26 protein-coding genes are annotated in these 18,560 nt (G+C 69.1%); all 26 read right to left on the reverse strand.

The annotated features are described in order from the left end of the window. Positions 1-269: 269 nt before the first annotated feature. A complete protein-coding gene (locus PINTE_RS00300) occupies positions 270-908 on the reverse strand; it encodes a C1 family peptidase (RefSeq protein WP_157086980.1) in 639 nt (212 codons plus the stop codon). Further along, positions 905-1,093 (reverse strand): hypothetical protein, encoded by a 189-nt coding sequence (locus PINTE_RS00305; RefSeq protein ID WP_068424520.1) that lies wholly within the window; start codon positions 1,091-1,093, stop codon positions 905-907. Before PINTE_RS00305 ends, PINTE_RS00300 begins: the two co-directional genes overlap by 4 nt. A gap of 257 nt (positions 1,094-1,350) precedes the next feature. Then, positions 1,351-1,827, reverse strand: coding sequence for a hypothetical protein (locus tag PINTE_RS22395; RefSeq protein ID WP_068424523.1), 477 nt, complete (start codon positions 1,825-1,827; stop codon positions 1,351-1,353). A gap of 235 nt (positions 1,828-2,062) precedes the next feature. Continuing rightward, positions 2,063-3,085 carry a hypothetical protein gene (locus tag PINTE_RS00315; RefSeq protein WP_157086981.1) on the reverse strand — a complete coding sequence of 341 codons (1,023 nt, stop codon included), beginning with the start codon at positions 3,083-3,085 and terminating at the stop codon, positions 2,063-2,065. A 131-nt stretch (positions 3,086-3,216) separates the two neighbouring features. Continuing rightward, positions 3,217-3,663, reverse strand: a complete 447-nt coding sequence (locus PINTE_RS00320) for a hypothetical protein (RefSeq protein WP_157086982.1) — start codon at positions 3,661-3,663, stop codon at positions 3,217-3,219. Between the two features lie 90 nt (positions 3,664-3,753). Further along, positions 3,754-3,924: a hypothetical protein gene (locus tag PINTE_RS22400; RefSeq protein ID WP_157086983.1), complete on the reverse strand. Its 171-nt coding sequence runs from the start codon at positions 3,922-3,924 to the stop codon at positions 3,754-3,756. A gap of 490 nt (positions 3,925-4,414) precedes the next feature. After that, on the reverse strand, positions 4,415-4,624 hold the full coding sequence (locus PINTE_RS00325) for a hypothetical protein (RefSeq protein WP_157086984.1): 210 nt from the start codon (positions 4,622-4,624) through the stop codon (positions 4,415-4,417). Then, complete coding sequence (locus tag PINTE_RS00330; protein WP_157086985.1) at positions 4,617-5,012, reverse strand: hypothetical protein; 396 nt, start codon at positions 5,010-5,012, stop codon at positions 4,617-4,619. Before PINTE_RS00330 ends, PINTE_RS00325 begins: the two co-directional genes overlap by 8 nt. Positions 5,013-5,153: 141 nt before the next feature. Next, positions 5,154-5,726: a hypothetical protein gene (locus PINTE_RS00335; protein WP_068424541.1), complete on the reverse strand. Its 573-nt coding sequence runs from the start codon at positions 5,724-5,726 to the stop codon at positions 5,154-5,156. After that, a complete protein-coding gene (locus PINTE_RS00340; protein ID WP_068424544.1) occupies positions 5,723-6,160 on the reverse strand; it encodes a thermonuclease family protein in 438 nt (145 codons plus the stop codon). The genes PINTE_RS00335 and PINTE_RS00340 overlap by 4 nt, the downstream gene beginning before the upstream one ends. Then, complete coding sequence (locus PINTE_RS00345; protein WP_505802758.1) at positions 6,157-6,720, reverse strand: hypothetical protein; 564 nt, start codon at positions 6,718-6,720, stop codon at positions 6,157-6,159. The genes PINTE_RS00340 and PINTE_RS00345 overlap by 4 nt, the downstream gene beginning before the upstream one ends. Beyond that, positions 6,720-7,025, reverse strand: coding sequence for a hypothetical protein (locus tag PINTE_RS00350; RefSeq protein ID WP_068424546.1), 306 nt, complete (start codon positions 7,023-7,025; stop codon positions 6,720-6,722). Before PINTE_RS00350 ends, PINTE_RS00345 begins: the two co-directional genes overlap by 1 nt. After that, on the reverse strand, positions 7,022-7,474 hold the full coding sequence (locus PINTE_RS00355; RefSeq protein ID WP_068424549.1) for a DUF4326 domain-containing protein: 453 nt from the start codon (positions 7,472-7,474) through the stop codon (positions 7,022-7,024). The genes PINTE_RS00350 and PINTE_RS00355 overlap by 4 nt, the downstream gene beginning before the upstream one ends. 5 nt (positions 7,475-7,479) lie before the next feature. Continuing rightward, positions 7,480-7,902, reverse strand: coding sequence for a hypothetical protein (locus PINTE_RS00360; RefSeq protein ID WP_157086986.1), 423 nt, complete (start codon positions 7,900-7,902; stop codon positions 7,480-7,482). 212 nt (positions 7,903-8,114) lie between these two features. Continuing rightward, a complete protein-coding gene (locus PINTE_RS00365; RefSeq protein ID WP_157086987.1) occupies positions 8,115-9,347 on the reverse strand; it encodes a hypothetical protein in 1,233 nt (410 codons plus the stop codon). Positions 9,348-9,586: 239 nt separating this feature from the next. Next, a complete protein-coding gene (locus PINTE_RS00370; RefSeq protein WP_068424558.1) occupies positions 9,587-9,985 on the reverse strand; it encodes a hypothetical protein in 399 nt (132 codons plus the stop codon). An 11-nt stretch (positions 9,986-9,996) separates the two neighbouring features. Continuing rightward, positions 9,997-12,093: a hypothetical protein gene (locus tag PINTE_RS00375; RefSeq protein ID WP_068424561.1), complete on the reverse strand. Its 2,097-nt coding sequence runs from the start codon at positions 12,091-12,093 to the stop codon at positions 9,997-9,999. Further along, entirely contained in the window at positions 12,093-12,281 is a 189-nt protein-coding gene (locus PINTE_RS00380; RefSeq protein ID WP_068424564.1) for a hypothetical protein, read from the reverse strand. The genes PINTE_RS00375 and PINTE_RS00380 overlap by 1 nt, the downstream gene beginning before the upstream one ends. Next, the gene (locus tag PINTE_RS22405; RefSeq protein ID WP_157086988.1) at positions 12,278-12,439 is read right to left on the reverse strand and encodes a hypothetical protein; all 162 of its coding nucleotides are present in this window, start codon (positions 12,437-12,439) and stop codon (positions 12,278-12,280) included. The genes PINTE_RS00380 and PINTE_RS22405 overlap by 4 nt, the downstream gene beginning before the upstream one ends. Then, positions 12,433-13,077, reverse strand: coding sequence for a metal-dependent hydrolase (locus PINTE_RS21570; RefSeq protein WP_169798427.1), 645 nt, complete (start codon positions 13,075-13,077; stop codon positions 12,433-12,435). Before PINTE_RS21570 ends, PINTE_RS22405 begins: the two co-directional genes overlap by 7 nt. Positions 13,078-13,725: 648 nt before the next feature. Then, a complete protein-coding gene (locus tag PINTE_RS00395; RefSeq protein ID WP_157086989.1) occupies positions 13,726-14,487 on the reverse strand; it encodes a hypothetical protein in 762 nt (253 codons plus the stop codon). 23 nt (positions 14,488-14,510) lie between these two features. Continuing rightward, positions 14,511-14,771 (reverse strand): hypothetical protein, encoded by a 261-nt coding sequence (locus PINTE_RS00400; RefSeq protein WP_068424578.1) that lies wholly within the window; start codon positions 14,769-14,771, stop codon positions 14,511-14,513. Beyond that, positions 14,755-15,180 (reverse strand): hypothetical protein, encoded by a 426-nt coding sequence (locus PINTE_RS22410; protein ID WP_157086990.1) that lies wholly within the window; start codon positions 15,178-15,180, stop codon positions 14,755-14,757. The genes PINTE_RS00400 and PINTE_RS22410 overlap by 17 nt, the downstream gene beginning before the upstream one ends. Further along, positions 15,177-16,178: a VldE C-terminal domain-containing protein gene (locus PINTE_RS00405; protein WP_157086991.1), complete on the reverse strand. Its 1,002-nt coding sequence runs from the start codon at positions 16,176-16,178 to the stop codon at positions 15,177-15,179. Before PINTE_RS00405 ends, PINTE_RS22410 begins: the two co-directional genes overlap by 4 nt. A 14-nt stretch (positions 16,179-16,192) precedes the next feature. Continuing rightward, positions 16,193-16,648: a hypothetical protein gene (locus tag PINTE_RS00410; RefSeq protein WP_068424582.1), complete on the reverse strand. Its 456-nt coding sequence runs from the start codon at positions 16,646-16,648 to the stop codon at positions 16,193-16,195. A 49-nt stretch (positions 16,649-16,697) separates the two neighbouring features. Then, entirely contained in the window at positions 16,698-18,548 is a 1,851-nt protein-coding gene (locus tag PINTE_RS00415; RefSeq protein ID WP_068424585.1) for an MntP/YtaF family protein, read from the reverse strand. Positions 18,549-18,560: the final 12 nt, after the last annotated feature.

The following is an 18,560-nucleotide window of genomic DNA, read 5'->3' on the forward strand; positions in this document are numbered from 1 at the left end:
GTTGCAGTCGGGATGCTCGGGTCCGGTCCACCCGGTTTGGCTGTCGGTGTGGCCGAGATGCCAGTTACCGGGGTCGATCGGGTTTCCGCATCGCCAGCAGGAGAATCGCTCTCCGGCGTTCATGCGGTTCTGGTACTCGGCTCTGAGTCTGCGGTGTGTGTGCCCGTAGCCGCGTGCCTCTCGGCTTCCTCGTTCTTGGTCCTTGGCTCGGGTGCAGGCTGGGCAGCGTGAGCCGTTGGGGATGAGGCGCGGGCAGTCGAGGCAGACTCTCACGCGGGTTGGAGTGCGTCGCCTTGCTGTGCGAGCAACTCGGCGAGGGTGTCCCAGGTCATGCGGAACCGGCCTTTGAGGCCCCAGGCTGTGCCCCAGGAGTTCTGGCAGAGGATCGTCTTGCTGCGGAGGTCGACGCCGACGGCTAGGTACTCGTGTCCGCCGACGACCTGGCCTGTGGGTTGCACGAGGCCGGCTGTGTTGGGTCGCATCATGTCGGTGGTCCAGTTGGTGCCGAGCATGACGGGACCGAGGGAGAGTGCGGCGAGGGTGTGGTCGAGGCCGAAGCACCACCGGTATGCGGTGATGTGGGCGGCTTCGCGTGCGGCTTTGGCGACGGCGAGGCCGGATGATCCGTCGTCGTCGGGCGGGTACGTTTCGGGCCACTGGTCGAGGTGGGTGGCGCGGGAGTAGAGGCGCATCGCATCCGCGTGGTTCAGGAGGCGGGCGCCAGTCTTGTGGACGGGGCGGCTGTTGATCGCGTGGGCCATGGCGTGACCCGTGCATCCATTTGAGTTGCCCTGGTCGAGGGTGGCGCCGTAGCGGCGCCACGTCACGGTGCGCACCGGGCCTGCAGCGGCGGGGTAGTTCAGGGACCTGCGGTCGTGCTCTACCCGGCGCCCGAGACGTGGGGTCATTCGCAGTCCGTCCCTGCTCGTCCAGCGTCGAGGGAGTCACGCAGGATCTGGGCTCGGGCGACGTCGATGATCCCGAGGTGCACGGCGGGGCCGGAGTCGCCTTCCCAGTCGACGGTGATCTTCTCGAACCCGGTTGGGTGGGTGACGCGGCGGATGGTGATCACATCGGTCACGGTGCCGTCCATGCCGCTCCTCCCTAGTCGGGTTGCAGCGTGGCGTGACGCTCCAACTCGGGGCTGGCTGCACTTGGAACGTGGCTGTCAGCCTTGCTGCTGCCTGGGCTCAGCTGGCGCCCGTGGGGGGGAGTGTGTGTGCCCGCCGCGAGCTGCGAGGGGTGGGCGGCTCCGCGGGCTCTCACCTGGCTAGCCCCGCGCTTGGTTGGGGAACCGTGCTGGGCTGGGTGAGGCGCGTCGGCGCGTGTGTGGACGCGCGCGGCGCGCGATCATGCCGGGGTGTCGCCCGGCTGTTCGGGGAAGTCGGGGGCGGGGACGGGCTCGCCGGGGGTCTCGGTCGCCGTGTCGTTCGGCGGGACGGTCGGCTCCGGCTCCGGGGTGGGCTCGGGGGTGGGGTCCGCCGACGGCGGCTCCTCCGGGCTCGGCTCCGGGCTCGGCTCCGGCTGCACGTCGTTGGCGTCGAGGCTGTCGGACATCGCGTTCACCCGCGCCACCGCACCATCCAGCTCAGCGACCTTCTCCTGAAGCTGCGTCTTCGCGGCCTCGTTGTCGGTCTGCAACGCGTCGATCTGCGCGAGCAGGTCGGTCTGGATGTCGCGGATCTCCTTCGCGACCGCCTCCGCGAGCCTGTCAAGGGCATCCGTCATAGCGGACATGTGGGTCTCCATCCGTGAGGCGATGTGCACCAGAAGCTGCCGCTCCGTGGCCTGGCTGAGGGGGATCGTCAACGTGTGCTGATTCGCCACGCGCGGGCCTCCTCGGGTTTGGGTTGGCGGGTGCAGGTGCGCCGCTACAGGCCTTCAGGATCCGCGCGTCCCCGTGCGGGTTTTGGTTGGCCCAGTCGCCCTTCACCGGTCGATATGCGGAAGCAACCCGACGAGCTGTGATCACACGGGGACGGCTTCCGGTGTTGACACCCGCCAACGGTCCTTGGGGTGGGCATGCGAAAAGCCCCCGACGCTGGGTCGGGGGCCTCCTTAGTCACGTGTCCACTCGTACCGATGATCTGTCAAGTACCCCGGATGTGTCAACGGTCTGCAACAGTCGGTGTGTCGCGGCCTGATTCTTCGCCGCGGACTTCCACCCGGTGCGCTGCCACTCCGCCGGCGGGACACGATGCCCATGGTTGAGGTCGCACACGAGGTCGGGGACGTATTGCAGGTCGGGGTGGATGGTGGCGGTCATGCCGCCGGGGCACGGGACGAACCTGGTCCCGTCGGGCCATTCGCCGTCGTCGTCTGGTTCGGGCATCGTGCCGTCGTCGTGGGGGACGGGGCACAGCTTCGAGCAGCGCAGGGGGAGACGGATGGTCTTGGTACCGACGGGGTAAGCGGCGGCGCGCACGTCACGCCACGCGTCCGCCACATCACCGACGTAGGAGGCGGCGACGCCCTGGTCGGGGTGGGCGCACAGCCACGGCGTCTGCGACCGCGCCAACCACCTCGCCAGGCTCGAGGGTGACGCGGCCGGGGGAGTGTGCCCGCGCTCCGCGATCACCAGCCGCGAGTAAAACGCGACCAGCTCGGCCGCGGCGTGCGCGGTACCCGACACCCGCTCGTCCAAGTCGATCCCGGTCGAGCCGCCACCGGTGACGGGCTCGCTGCCCCACGGCGACCGCAGCGCGGTGAGACGCTTCTGCAGATCAGGCCACGCCGCCGCCAGCGCGTCGAGGTTCTCCCGCGCCCGGTCCTCACAGACCGGGCACACGTGGGACCGTCCGCCGGTTTCGCGGGGGCCGCCGTGCTCGTCGGGGCGGCACCGGCCGGACGCGCACAACACCGGATACTCCACCCGCACCGACGAGGCCGGTGCCGGTTCGGCTCGGCGGACCGGGACCTCGGGGTCACGCACCACCCGCAACCGCGGCGGCCGAGCAGGCGTGGGGGCGACGTCAATCGACGGCACCCCGCCATGCCCCGCGCAATGCGCACACATCGACGCCGGCAGATCAGACCGTTCGCAGCGCTTCTCAACAGACACGACCGTCACACGGGTTCCCTTCACGCAAGAATCAGGATCCCCGACAGCCCGGACACACGGCGTTCCCCCGCCGCTGACCAGCATAAACGACCAGGGAGTGAACGCCCGTAAACACGAAAAGGCCCCCCGCACACGGCGGGGGGCCAAATCGCAGGTCACGGCTCGTCGTAGCTGTCGCCGTAGAACGGAGGGACTCCGGCGCGCAGGAACGCGATGATCTCCTCACGGCCAGATTCAGACAAACCCCACCTTTCGGAATGGATGCAGTACCTGATACCGGAGAGAAGCTGCTCAAGCGTCGGCCGAGGGTCAGGCACCGGGTTCGTCCAAACGCGGATCTGGCTCAGTAGGTCAGACGTCATATTGGCAGCACGGAAGTAGTCGCGCTCAGTCCAGAGCCAACAGAGAACATCCCCGAATGAGTCGCCAGGGTGCATGAAGCCCGGGTGGTACTCGTCAGCCTCATGTAGGTCGCGCAGGATGAACTTCGCCGCTTCGTACGCGACGCAGTGGATCATCCAGTTCAGAACCTTATCCGGCGGGGCGGGAAGCGGGTCGTCCCTGTTCCCAGTGAACGGGAACGGGAGGCGGGTACCTGACATGTGCATTCGTCTCCTGTCGTTGCGTTGGGGGAGGCCCCGTTTGGGCCGTAATGACATAATCTCCGTTATCGGCGTTCCGCCGAGAGGGGCTCAGCGTGACCAGACCTCCACCCAGACGGTCCCGGCCCCGTACCATCCTCCACGGTCGTCCACCACGCATCTGAACTCGTCCTTGGGCAGCATCTCGCTGACATCATCGGCTTCCAGATACGGCTGAGAAACGACCAGCCTCCGACCTTCCGGCATCAACCAGGTCGTCACGTGATCTGCCCAACGACGCTCGCGGAATCGCTCTCGGCACACAGCGACGCCGCACCGACCAGACCGCAGCCAGTGCCCACACGGCTGGCCACGTGACGGCCTGGCACCAGTGGCCTCGGCCCACGTGAGCAACGCTTCTCGGGACTCCAGCCACACGTTGGGCCCATACGGCCACCAGTGGATTCTGCGCCACCCGGACCCCCACAGCTTGGCTGCCTTCTTGTCCGTGGCGGAGGCCCAGGATGGATCCTGCTCAACGCGGGTTCCGTTGCGCTGGGACCCGCGACGCCAGCTGGTCTCACCGCTCATCTCGCGCCCCCGTCACGCACGGCGGCTCCGCAGGCGGATTCGACTTCGGCCACGCTTCTCCACACGTGCGACACAGCATGTCACCGGTCTGCGCGCCGAGATAGCGTTCCTTCTCGGGGTGGTCGAACCGGCATCCTTCTCGACGGGCCTCACTCATCCTGTTCTCCTCGCCCCTTGGTCCTCAGATGTCTCCGTTGATCACGAGCCGCGCAAGCCTCGTCATCTGCCGCGCCGTGAGGACACACGCCGCCTCGAACCTGGCACTGTGCATCTGATCCTGGTTCTCCGCGACCGTCACCCGCACCGTGCCATCAGCGCGAGGCTCGACAATCATGTATTCCGGTGCGTTGTTCGCACCAGCGAACTTGCGTGCGCGCTTCACATCACTCATCCTGCGCTCCTTCCTCCGGCTCGGGTGCGAGCCCCTGGCGATGTGCCGCCCACTGTGCCCGCAGCGACATCTCCTTGAGGTCCGGGTAACTGCGGGCGGTCGAGTCCTGTGCTCCGTCCTGGCCGGCGACGAGGACGCGCTGGCCTATCTGCGACAGTTGCCGTTCGACATCAGCCACCGCGCGACGTAGCTGCTCGGTCGCCGGGCCGATTCTGTCCACCGTGCAGGTGACGCGCACCTCGATCTCATCGGACGTGACCCATTCACGGCCGTCCATGGTGCGGCAGCTACTCGCTTCCTGCGAGTGTTCAGCGGTGACGCGGGGTGCTCTCCGAGGCATGACGTCTCCGATCTGGTCGAGCTGGTCTGGGTTGATTTCGCGCCACATGCGGCCCAGCCTCCCACCAGGAAACCGGGCCGCACGCGAACTATCCACTAGCTGCGGGGTTCGGTTCCCTGCAGCGGGGGCACGCCGCGTTGCCGATGTACACGACCGCGCCACACTGGCACCGGTACTCCGACGGCAAGATCACGATGGGTTCACCTCCGGGAAGTCTCTGACCTTCAACTTGGCCTTGTCGCAGTCCGGGTCGCCCGGGTCGCGCCACCACACGATCCCTTCCCAGCCGAGACGACGAGCATCCGCAATCGCGTCAGCTGGAAGGGCCAGCGGATCCGCACCCAAACCGAACAGGGAGCCGTGTGCCACGAGCAGGTGGGAGCTGGCACGGTCCGGGTTCCCGTTGATCCTCGGGCCGATGAGTTCGTACGTCCACGGCTCCCACAGCGAGGATTGCTCCAGTGCTTCGGCGTGCCATCGGGCGAACCCGGACTGTTCGATGGGCTCCCAGCCGACGCGCTTCCCGGTGGCCTCGTCACGGTCGACTTCGCGCCAGCCGGGCGGAGGGTTCTTCCCGGGCTTAACCTCCCGCCGCGCCCACCACGCCCCGGCATCGTCCAGAAGACAGCAGGTGCCGTCCCACTTCCGGGTCGCGACACCTTCACCGGCGAGGACCCACTCACACCCTGGTGTCACCTCCCCGGGGATCACGTGACGGCGGTCGTCGGGGTCACGCTGAAACAGCGTCGGGATCTTCCTCATCGTGTTTCTCCTTCGTACGCGTCCGCGAGGCCCTCGGCGAGGAGCGTCTGGCCGATGTCGATGCCGGTGACCTCGATGGTGGCGAGGGTCCGGCCGTACTTGTCCCGGTCGTACTCGTAGACGGTCGCGAGCTGCCCCGGCCTGGCCAGCTCCAGCACCCGGTCCCGCGCCGCGGCCGCGGCGGCCCGCTCAGCCGGGTCTTTTGACCGCAACTCTGGGGTGTCGACGTGCGCGAGCCGGACGCGGCGCAGACCAGCGGTGAACACGCCCGTGTCTTCTTTGCGGATGAGCCACACGTCCAACGTGTCGCCGTCGATGACGCGGTGCACGATGCTGTTCCGGAACGCTGTCGCGCCCGTCACGTCAGGGGCGACCTGCGCGGGCCACAACGCGAGCCCACACAGTTCGACGAGCGCGTGATGCAGTTCGGTCACTGCTGTCCTCCCGTCACGTTAGGGCACCTCACAGCGATCTCGCCGGGGTCCACCGGGTAGCCGGGCTGGGGGTTCACGATCAGCCACCGCGACGACGTCACCGCAGATGCGCACCGGGCCGACGCGTCCGGCGACAGGCCGCGGCCGTCGATCCACACGTCGACCTGGGTTGTGACTCCCGGCGCGGCGCCCTCGCCCGGTACGTGACACGCCCCGTTCTGCGGGGCCGGGCCGTCACCACACGTGTCCTCAACCCCGAGATACCGGCGCAGCCCCGGGTCGTAGAACCGGGTCCCGGCCGGCCAGTCGAGCACATCGGCCCCGGTGGACAGGTCGTGCCCGACCGCGAGCGTCACCGGGTCTTCGTAGGTGCCGGTGCCGCCCGCCTCCCTGTGCCACATGCCATGCGATATCGCCCCGCCCGCCGGGGTGTTGTCCGCCCAGGTGTACGCCGTCACGAACGCCGGCACCCACCTCGGACCATCGACCGCGGCAGCCGGGGCCGCCGAGACGAGCGCGGCGGCGACCGAAGCCGCCGCCGCACACGCAACCCGCGCCATCACCCGGAACCATCACTATCCGGCCGCAGCGACAGGATCCGCGCCACGAACACGTCACCCGTCTGCTCAGACCCGCCGATCGGGAGCGACACCGTGAGGTCCCGGGCATCGGTCACGACCATCCGCAGCGGCGATGGCCGCTCGCCACGGACGTTCACTGCGCTCAGGTGGAACACGATCGTGTCGCCGCGCTGCATCGGATCGCCGTCCAAGTCGCGCTGCCCCCACCACGTCAACCGGCCAGACGCCAATGCGTCGAACACGGCTTGCCGGGTGACCGTGATCCTGTGCTCATCGCCGGTCATCGCACACCTCCCTCGTTCGCGATGTCCAGGAGGACATCGGCGTGACACGGCGCGTCAAGCGGACACCAGCACGCCAGGTCACGACCACGGAGGTGCTCGCGTATCTCCGCGACCATCCCTTGAGGGCTCCAACCGAGCGACACGGGACGGGCGGTTACCCATTCCCGGTACAGGTCGACGCACTCCTGGGCGGTGGCGTCCCGGATGTCGTGCCACGTGACCTGCCCGTCGCCGTGGTGGAACGCGTGTCCTTCCCCGGACGTCTTGCACAGCCGCCCCTCGTGCTCCCAGCCGGTCTGGCCGTCGAGCCGCGGTGACCGCATCTGCGTCTTCCCGACACGGAACGGGTTGCCCCAGCGTGTCCCGCGCCCGACGTAGACGGCGCCTTCTGGCATCCGCCACCCATTGACCCGCCGCCGCTGGATACGCCGCGGCCTGGTCGACTTCATGCCGTTCACCGTGCGCCTCCCTTGGCCGGTTTCCATTCCACGCCGTGGCCGGTCCAGGCGACATCGACCGGGATCACGACCTGACCGTCCGTGCCGCGTGCCTGGCACTCGATCGGGTCACCTTCGATCCAGTCACGGGCGTTGCACTCACGCGGGTCGAACCGGCCGAAGTGGCGCACCTTCCGCTCCCACGACTCGCCCGCGCACTCGTGCCACGGCACACCATCCTCGACGCCGGCCGCAAACCACTCCTCGCAGCCGCAGTCGTACACGGCCCGGCACAGCGCATCCGCCGGAGCATGGCACTCGAACAGGACGAACCCGTCCTCGATCACCAGGCGGTGCGCAGGCTCCGGCGCGGCGGGCTCGTCCGGGGACCAGATAACCTCCCACCCCTTCTCCCGCACGTACCCGTCATCGATGCACATGCCCGTGGAGTCGACCGGGTTCCACGGGTGTTCCTCGTCGCAGCCCGTGCGGACCCACAGATTCCCGTACGGGCTGCGGCAGATCGTCCCGTACCCGGGATCCTCAGGGAGCTTCACGACTCCTCCTCCTCCATCCGTTCTTCCCTTCCAGACGTGCGCGGGCCGGGACCCTCAGGTGTGGTCCCGGCCCGCGCGATGTGCCGTGCGTGTGGTTACTCGCCGCTGTCGCTGTCGCTCTTGCTGTCCTTCCCGTCGTCCTGACCCTGGCCGCCGCCCTGGTCGGACTCGCCTGCCTTGTCCTGACCCTCCTCTGCGTCGTGGTCCTGGGAGTCACCGGCGACCTCGCCGCCGCCCGTAGCCGACTCCGACGGGGCCGTCGGCTGCGTGCCCGGGAGCGCCAGACCCAACGTCGGGTCCGATGACGGGGCCGGCACGCCCTGCGCGGGGGCCTGCGGCGCCGGCGCCGTGATCTGCGGCTGCCCGCCACCGAACAGGCTCTGGAACCACGCCGCGAACCCCGACTGCTGCTCCTGCGTGGGCTGCGTCGGGCGGCCGTCCTGGCCGATGAACAGCGGGAAGATCCACGAACCGAACCCGCCCGACTGCTGCGACGGGACCTGCGTCGGGCTCGCCGGGGTAACCGGCGCCAGACCGGGGGCCGCGGGAGCCGTCGAATCCGCCGACGGCTCCTGCGTGGACTGGGTGGGCTGCGCGAACGGCACGGTCGGGACACCGATCCCAGACGGCACCCCCGACGTTGCCTCAGCGGTGGGCTGCCCGGTCGAGGTGCCCTCCCCCACCGACGCCTGCTGGCTCACGGCCGCCGGGGACTTCACATCCTCGGTCGCTGCGGGGGTCGGCTCAGTCGCCCCACCACCCAGAACCATCGCGCCCGCCACAACTGCACTTGCGATCATGCTCTCTCCTTCACTAACCCCGGCCCGTGTGGCCGGGGACTCCTTGAGTGCGCGGCCGACGGCCGCGCCCATGTGATCGATGACCCCGCCGTGATCCACAGCAGGGGTCTCGAGCGACGCCCGCGCGCCGCCCTCGACATCAGCGGCGTGACCCGCCCGGGCGTCGGCGAGGGCGGCGTACCCGTCCGACGCGTTACCGGCCGTGTCGCCGGTGCCGGTGACCCGCACCACCCGATACCCGGCCGGAGCCGCGGCGGGGCCTCCGCCGGCGGGGCCTCCACCGCCGAACAGCACCGCACCACCAGGCGGCATCCGCCCGGCGTACGCGGCGGTCAGGTAGCGGAACTCCTGCGCGCCGCCCGAGTACCCGACGAACCACACCCGGTCGCCCGGGCGTGTGTGCGCGGACACCCACGAACGGATCCACTCCGCGTTCCGCGCACCCTGCTTGTACCAGGTGCCCGACACCCGATCCGGGGTCCGCAGCTGCGAGAACCCGCAGCCCGCCTCGACGGCGGCGTCACGCATCCTCGACGTGTAACCCGGCTCCGCCCCGGACGCCCACAGGCCGCCCGGATCCTCGTCACCGTCCGACGGCTCCTCATCACCAGGCAGGAACACCACCCGGCACCCGGCGTCACGCGGCGCCTCCCACGACCTGGACACCGACGACAACCCGCCAGGGCCAGACCACGACACGACCTCACCCGGAGACGACGATGCCGCCGCAACCGAGAAGGTCACGGCGGCCACCAGGACAGCACTGCTCACTCCCACGGCTCCACCTCGAAAGAGAACCCGCCAGCAGCCCCGCGCCGCACGATCGTCTCACCAGGCCACACCTCCTGACCGTCAGGCAGGATCAGCGCCGTCGACGGACACGCCACTCCACATGGCTCACCGCGCCCACCGAGTTCGTCCATCCGCCACACCTCGTGCGCGAACGGACCAGACTCCCACGCCATACCAACAAACTCGTACGACTCGCGACAGTTCATGCCCGGCTTGTAGACGAGACGCTCAACGCGCTCACCATGCCCAGTCATCGCCTCATCCAGATCACGCACCGCCCTCTCGACCGCCTGCGCCGTCGCAGCGACCGTCGGGTCGGCACCCAGCGCACGTGCAAGCGCGAACAGCCGTTCCCTGATACCGGTCTTCGTCACTGGTCCATCCATCACTTCTCCTTCCGAATCGTGAGGCCGTTGTCGCCCCACTGGAGTTCGTACTGCGGCACCCCCGCGTCCTGCTCCACCGGACGCAGCCACGACGGCACCGACGGCTTCGGAGGCGCCTGAATCGGCGGCAACCCGATGCCAGGGGCCTGCTCGGCAGGGACCGGCGTCCCAACCTGCGGCGCCGGTGAAGCGGACGCCGACGGCGCCGGGGCGGCCGGGGCCTGTGTCGGCGTCGAGCGGGGAGCCACACCCTTCCCGCCGGCGGCGGCAGCGAACCCGGCCTTGAGCGCGGCACCGACCTTCGGCATCTGCCCGTCACCCACCGAGTTCGCGATGTACGCGGCGGGCTCGTCGAAGTACGAGATCATCGCCACGTTGTTCCGCGCCGCCCACGCCAACACGTCGTTGACGAACGCCGGGTTGTCGCCGCGGCCGTCCTTCCCGTGAGCGCCCCATTCCGGCAGCGACAGCGGCAGGCCCTTGGTCTTGGCGAACTCTGCCCAGTCGTTGAGTTGCCCGTCGCCGTCCATGGGGTCCTCGTTGGACCAGTCGTAGGCGTCGACGCCGATCACATCGACCCACTGGTCACCGGGCCACGCGTCCGCGACGGCCTTCTGGACGCCGCCCTGACCCGTGTTCGGGTTCCACTCCAGCCGGGCCGTCGGGCAGCCCGCGCGGATGCCCCTTGCGGAGTTGACGAACCCGGCCTTGAACGCGTCCGGGCCGATCCTGTCGACAGTCCAATCCCACGACCCGGACAGGTTGAACTCCCACCCGGGACGGATGTACGCGTCGGGGTCTTTCACGCACACCGCCGCCGCGATCTGCCGCGCAACATCGGTTGACACGAGCGGGATCGCGACGTCGAACCCGACCCCGTCCGGGGCCTCTCCGACAATGCGTTTCGTCTCGGAGATCATCACGTCATCGCCCTGCTCACGCTGCGGCGCGACCTGCCACACGTCCACTGGGCGTCCGATCGCTTCCTCGAACCGCGCGACCCGGTCCGGGGAGTGCGCGAACACACCGATGTCGTACGGCAGACCAGACCGCGCCCCGAGCTTCGACCCCGACCCCTGCCGCGTCGGCTGCGGCTGCGTGGGCTGGGGTTTGGGGGCGGCGATCGACGCCGGGATCGACGGCTCCGCCGACGGCACACCCGGAGCTGACGCCGCCCCTGGCTGGTCGACCTGGTTCCCGGCGGCTGAGAACCCCGGATCAGCCTTCACCTTCACGATCTGCCCGGCCGTCGCGCCGTACGCGTTGCCGGTCGCGACGTTCCCGGGGCCGCGCAGCTCCACGAGGGAACCGTTGGTCGTCTCGATACTGCCGGTGCACGAGTTGCCCTGGAACACGTTGCGGGTAGCGGCCTCCTTCACGTTGAAGCACTCCGACCCCCACGTGGCGATCCGGTTACCGGTCACCCAGTTCCGCTGCGACTGGTCGGTGCCGGGCATCGGCTGACCCGTGGACTTCGGCGACGTGCCAACGTAGACGCCTTCACCGTTGTGGAACGGGTCAGCGTTCTTCGCCTTCGCGAACATGCCGCACCAGTCGACAACGCTGTTCTGCACACGGTTGTTTGTGGCGTTCGAGCGCATCCGCACGCACTCACCGCCAGCGCCCCGCAGAATCAACCTGTCCAACGTCACGTCATGCACCCCGGCCGCGTTCGCCCCGATGTACACGAGCCGTGAATCCACCGCGGCGCCCTGCTGAGCCTCCTTGAACGCCCGCGCCTCCTGCAGCGACGGGTTCGCCGGGTACGCGGCCCACGGGATGCCCGGCTGCCCGTACACCGCGAGGTCCGAGACAGTGATGTACGGGTGGTCGATGTCGATGACGTGCCCGTCCGCGACGAGCGTCGCCCCCGGCCCCGTGAGCGTGATCGGCGCGTTCGGTGCGCCGCCACGAACCGACCTGATCGCCTCCCGGTACACCCCGGGCGCGAGCCGCACCGTGTCACCCGGCTGCGCCCGATCCAACGCGGCCTGCACCGACCCGCCAGGCTGCACCACAATGTCCTGCGCATGCGCAGGGGCCGCGCCCACCACAGTGAACGCGGCCCCCACCAGCGCAGCCACGACGAACCTCATCACGGCGGCTCCACCTCCTGATCCTCAATCCACGCCAGCAGCTCCACGAGCGCCGGCGAATCCGACAACGTCAGACGCCGCAGCGCGCGGGCGTGCATAGTGTCCGCGATCTCTTTCACGGTCGCTGCGCCATCGTGCTTGCGGATCGCTTCGCCGATCGCGTAGTGGCTGATCCATCCATGACTCACTTCTCGTCCTTCCCGGCCTGCCACTGCGACTGGTGAATCCGCCACGCCGCGTGCAAAGCGCCCGCGATCGTGCGGGCCATCACCGTGACCGGCTCGAACACGAACCCGTCACGCTCGATTGTGATCGTGTACCGGCCCTTATCTCTCGGTGTCACCATGCTCCGATCAGTCGCTCCGCGAGCTGCTCGCGGAGAGGGAATGCCGCGATCGACGCGGCGATGAGAACACACACGGCCGCTTCGGCGGGCGAGCCGGTGGTGAAAGCGCGGAGCCCCCAGCGACGGCCGTCGCGTCCGGGGGCTCCGCTTGTGGTGAGGGAATCACCGACAATGTGTGTGGCGACCCCTATGGCGGCGGGTATCGGCAGCCACCACGCATCCCAATCGAGCGTGGTCGCGCCGTACCCGCACGCCGCCGACACGAGAATGTTCGCGCCGCCCTGCACATTCGCACCGGCCGACAAGAGCATCCCGACAGCGAACGCCACCGTGAACGCCTGCCCGTAAGGCGCCATCCACGCGACAGCGACAAGAACCGCCGTCCCTATCGACGCTCCAACAATCTGGTGCGTCGCGCCACGATGACCAAACACACGCCCAACAACGCCCGCAGGGACACGAGACAACGGCCCCCACATCCGCGCCGCATTCGACCCAGGATGGTCAATATCCGGCGCCAGCGAAAACGCAGCAGACGTGAACGTCCACACCACCTGAGCCGGAACACCAAGCGGCGCCACAGCGAGACTCGACCACAAGCCCGTGGCGAAACCCGACGCCATGTGAGAAACACCCATCACGACAGTGACCGCTGTTCCTTCTTGCATTCAGCGCCACACACGCCGTCTGTATCATCGCGGTTTGACCAGACCATCGGAGCCCCGCATTCGGGGCATCCGTCGCCGCCCTCGTAGGCCGTGGCTTCGGGGTCGCGCCAGAACACCAACGGCGTCGCCGCAGCCTGGCCGACAGCCGACCGGGCGTCCCACCCGGTCGCCACCACCGACCTCTGAAACGGAACCTCGGCACCCACAAGCTCGACCGTCACCCGCCACCTGAACCCCGACGTGGGAACGATCGGGGACTCATCACCCGTCACGGCTCCTCACCCGCCGCGACCCGCAACAGCAGCTCCGCGTGACACCACGGATCACCCGCCGGACACCGGTATCGCTCGAACTCACCCGCCCGGGACCCGATGAACGGGTTCCGGGACCGCGACCACGACGCCCCAACATCAACCACAGCCTCCGGAACGCGACGCCCCGGACCCTCGATCACCACACGTTCAGCCACGCCGAACCACCTTCCAGACAGCGCGAGAGGAGCCCCCGACAGGCGTCGGCGAGCCCCTCTCGAACCACGATTCCGTGTAGCGCGCGCTACACGTCCTGAGCACAAACAGACACCCGCGCAACGGGGCGTAGCGCACGTAGCGCAAACCCCTATCTGTGCAGGTCACACCCCTCTCCGGGCGTAGCGCACGACGTAGCGCACACCCAGGCTTGTAGCGCAGCCCATTTCAGGCCCTTCTCACTGCTCGGAGCCCCGCCGGCGAGGGGCCGCGCGGACACCCGCTCAGCCTTCCCCGCAGCGTCCAACGCTGCCCCGAGCTCGGCCTCCGGCACACCAGTCAGGCCCGCCAGATCCGCGACGTGAACCGCGCCCTTCGGGGTCTTCCGGCGCTCCGGCCACACCTGCTCAAGACGCCCCGGCAGCGACTCATCCGGCTCCGTCTCGGGCTCCTCGTCGTCGCCGCCGAGGTCCACCATCACCGGCCGCTGATGCAAGGTGACCACCCGCGGCGGCACGGTAACGAGCGGCTCCGGCGGCGGGGTCCGGTCCACCACGTACAGCGTCCGCGTCGGAGCCTCCACCTCCTCCGGCTCCTCGAGGTCGTCGTCGGGTTCGATGCGGGGCCACCACGCGACGACCGCAACCCACAGCCACAACGTCACCGGCGCCAGCATCCCCGGCAGAAGCCACCACTGCGGCGACCCCCAACCGGCGAATCCGGCGGCGGTCGACACCAGACACCACGCCAACGCGGGAATGAACCACGCCAGGATCGGGCGCGTCACCCGACGATCGGGCGAATTCGCGTCACGCCACCACGCGTAAAGCGTGGCAGCCATGATGAACGCCACGGTCCACAACCGCGGGCCGGCGAAATGAAAACCGCCCCACAATGCGAGCGGGGCGGCCAACACTGTCCAGAAACCACGTTCTCTCACGACGCCGCCTCCACCGTCGGGAAAGCGTCGAGAACCCCGACCTGCTCCGGCCTGGCAGTGACGACACGGCCCGTGCCGATCAACACCACCTCGACCCGCGCCGCACCGAACAGCAGAAGCGGACGCTCAACCGACCGGACAACACCAAGCTGCCCAGCCGACGCCACAACCCGATCCTGCAGAAACGACACCGCCTCCACCACATCACCGCGCAGCACGCAGAAATCACCAGGCCGCGGCTCACGCTCCAGCATCATCGAAACCTCCCAAATCCTGACCGAAAGATTGAGTCAACGGGACATCACGGCGGCCCGCGTCCCACGCCACCGCCAACGCCGCCCAATCCGCGATATCCACCTCATGATCATCATCCACCGGAAGATCAGCCGCGATCGACGCATGCATCACACACGCCGCCGCCCACATGTTCACCGCCGGAGATGAACCAAGCGTGTCGTTCAACCAGCCCGTCACACGAACCTGCCCGGTACGTGCCCACCAATCCGCGTGCTCCTGAGAAACACCGACCCGCATCGACACAAGCGCCGCCGCCGCGAGATCCGGCTGCGTTACGAGAACCATCGGATTAGCGGTCGCCTCCACCGCCGCGGCGAGACGCTGAACAAGCGGGTCATCAGCCGGGCATCCAGTCACGCCACCCATCATGACGTCACCGACACATGCACGTGGTCCAAATGCTGCATCGTGTTCCGCTGCGCCTCCGTCTTCGCTGTAGAAAGCGACGGGTTACGGTACGGCCGCCACCCTTCACCGGCGCGGCTCGGGTTCCAGATCTTCGCATCCCAAATGACGTACTTCACGTTCAACCCCGCGGCGTTCTTCTCGAACCAGCGCGCAACCTCCCAACCCTTCGCCCGACCATCCGTGGTGTTCCAGCCAGGGACCATGAAATCCACTGCCCGACCAGACGGGTGATCCGACGGGCCAGGGCGGCCACCGACACCACCGAGCTCCGTGATGTACGGCCACGCTTTCTTCCCGCACCTCAACACCCGCAACGCCTTCGGCTGCAAACCCTTCTCCGCGGAAGAACCAGACGCCGGGCAATCACCGACAGCAGCCACGGGGGCCGGTGCTTTACACGACGCGGCCTTACCCTCGATCGCCGCGACAATCGCCGACGCCCGCTCCATCTGATCCGCATACCTCGTCGGGTACGCCGACCGCTGCACAGCCTGCGCCACCGCGCCCGGATCCATGCCGCGCCAGCCCGGCACCAACCGCTTCATCTCCGCGAAGAAGTCATCCGCGGCCCTGTCGACGTCGGTCGAATTCATCCAGCCCTTCGACGGACGCTGCTGCAACCATCCCTTCGAGTCCCGGTCACCGTTCGGCAGATTCTTCAACCGCGACTCCACCAGCCCGGCCGCGACGATGATCCGCGCGCCCTCCGCCCCGGTCCCGGCGCGCTGAGCCGCCCGGTACCCGCGGACCGCGATGTCAGCCTGCTCCCGGTCCAGGTTCGGCACTGGACCGACACAGCCAGCAAGAGACGCGGCACTACTGCCCGGCGCGGCCTGACGGGCTTGCGCGGCCGCCGGCGCCGCAGCAGCAGCGCCAGCAGGGGTGAACGTCTCACCCCCACCACCGCCGCCACCGGAGCACGACGCGAACACGCCAAGCCCGACCAGAGCAACCGCCACCAGGCCCTCACCCCTCACGACCCGCCCTCAACGTCGCCGTCGGTGGAGGTCACCGGGTTGTCCACCGGCTCCCACGACTGCACCAGCCAGTCACCACGCAACTGCTGCACCGCCGTCACCCGCACCCGCGGCGTCACACCCTGACCGCCGGCCGGGGTCACCCGCAGCCACACGTCACACCGCGGGACCTGACCGGCCGTGGCCTCCACCACCGGGGTACCAACCGGCACCTGATCCGGGTCGATCGCCGACACTCCGGCCCGCAGCTGCGGCTCCACCCAGCGCGCCACCGACCCCGGCCAATCCGACCGGTCCGGCCCGAAGAAGTCGACCGCGAACCCACGCACCGCGCCCTCACACGACGACCGCTGCCCCTGCATCCACGTCGCCTCCCGAGCGCCGTGCGCCGACATCCACACGGCCCGCCCGAACAGCAACACCACCAGCACCGCGACGACCGCGGCGGCCACCCCAACCCGGGATGGCCGCCGCAGAAACCACGCCGCGACAGAACGCGACCTACTCGACCCTGCGAGTGACCGCCGCGACCTCGACGAGGACATTCGTGTGCTCCTTCTGTGTGATCGTCGTCGCCGCAGCCACCCGCAGCCGGGCCAGCTCAGCGCGAACCTCATCCGACAACCGCGCCGAATCCGGCGGGATCTTGTTCACTCGCGGCGAGTAGCCCGGCGAGGTTGTGTCGACCGGGTCGGGCAGCCGCCGAATCCGCGGCTCCGGCGCGCCGCTCGAGTCCGGGGCGTCGGTGACGACAACCCCTTGGACGACCTGCGTGGACGCGTCCGACCGCTGCTGCTGCTGTTCGGTGTCGAACTGCTCGGCGGGGATGAACCGCACCGGCCGCTGCTGCGGCAGCGGGGCGGCCTGCTCGGCGGCGCCAGTGTCGGCGGAGCCGGGTTCCCACGCAGCCTGCCCCGGGACCTGGCCGGTCGCGGCGCGGCGACGCCGCGTCCATCCGGGACGCCCAGCATCCTGAGCGCCCGACCCATCACCACCACGGCCGCGGTCGCGGTTGCTGATCTGCAGCTCCCGAAGGATCTGCCGCAACACCCCGACCACGCCACGCGCCGACTGATCCACACCAGTCCGCGCATACAGCTTCGACCGGCCACGACGCCATGCCATGCGGGCCACGACGAGAATCGCGAGCATCCACCCGAACTTCCCCATCGTGCCCACCGTCGTAGCCGACAGAATCCCGCCGACCACACCGACCGTGAACGCGACGTACACCACGGTCGCGGCGAACGCTGTCACGAAGAACGTCGACAGCCACCCGACTGCCGCGCGGGCCATCCACTGGCACTCCGGGAACTGCGCCACCAGAGCTGCCGCCGGCGTGAACGCCACCACCAGCTCAAGCGCGAGGCGGGCGGCGCCGACCCAGAACAGCGTCCACAGCAGGAAGTACGCCGCGGGGAACGCCCCGACCGCTCCGAGGAGTGCCTTCCACGGACGCTCCGATGTATCGGATCCGGCGAGGGTCCGCTCGTAGGTCGCGGGGAACTCGGCCTTGTACGCCTTCGCGACCGCGAGGTAGTCGGCCTTCTTCGCCGCGTCCAACTGCGCCGCGTAGGCCGGGTCGGCTGCGGCCTGCGCCTGCTCGGCCCGGGTCATCGCGCCCGCCGCGAACAGTCGCATCGCGTACTTGTCCGCAGCGGCCTTGTCGGCGCCGAAGTTGATGTCGACGTAGGTGGGCCACACGATCTGCTCCCACAGCACGTCACCGATCGCTGCGTCCGCCGACGCACCGGCCTGACCCGCCGATGACGCCGTGCCGGTCGCCATCGTGGAGTACACGGCCGTCACGCCCTGCGACACGAGCGACCCGGCCGTGATCGGCACAGCGAGGGTGATCGCGCCGGCGGCGAGGATCACCGCGCCCTTCCACGTCTTCTCCCGGGACTCGGCGGTGTCGCCGTTCCCGGCGCGGAACGCGTGCCACAACGCGGTGGCACCGACGAGCGCGGTGAAGAAGAACAGCCACGCCCGGTAGCCCATCGTGTACCGGACGAACGACGTCAACGGCGTCAACACCTGCCACAGGCCGTCCGCGGGTTCGAGGACGATCTGCGCGGCCTGTGTCGACGCGGCGAGCATCGTCACCTGCGCCTGAATCAGGTTCCCCGCGGTCGAGTTCGCCGGGTCAGCGACCCGCTTCTGCGCACCCGTCGTGGACAAGTCCAGGCCGACCGGGCAGCCTGGGTCGTGGATCACCGGCGCGAGACCGCCCCACCCGTAGGTGGAGTAGAACCCGGTCCCCGGATGCGACGGGCCCGGGTCGATCCGGCCCGCCAGGCCGTCCGTGGGGGTCCCGACCGTCGGGAGGATCTTGCACCGGTCCCCGATCACCGCTGCCGCAGC

Origin of the sequence: Piscicoccus intestinalis NBRC 104926 (genome assembly GCF_001515525.1) — a bacterium.
GTDB lineage: Bacteria > Actinomycetota > Actinomycetes > Actinomycetales > Dermatophilaceae > Kineosphaera > Kineosphaera intestinalis.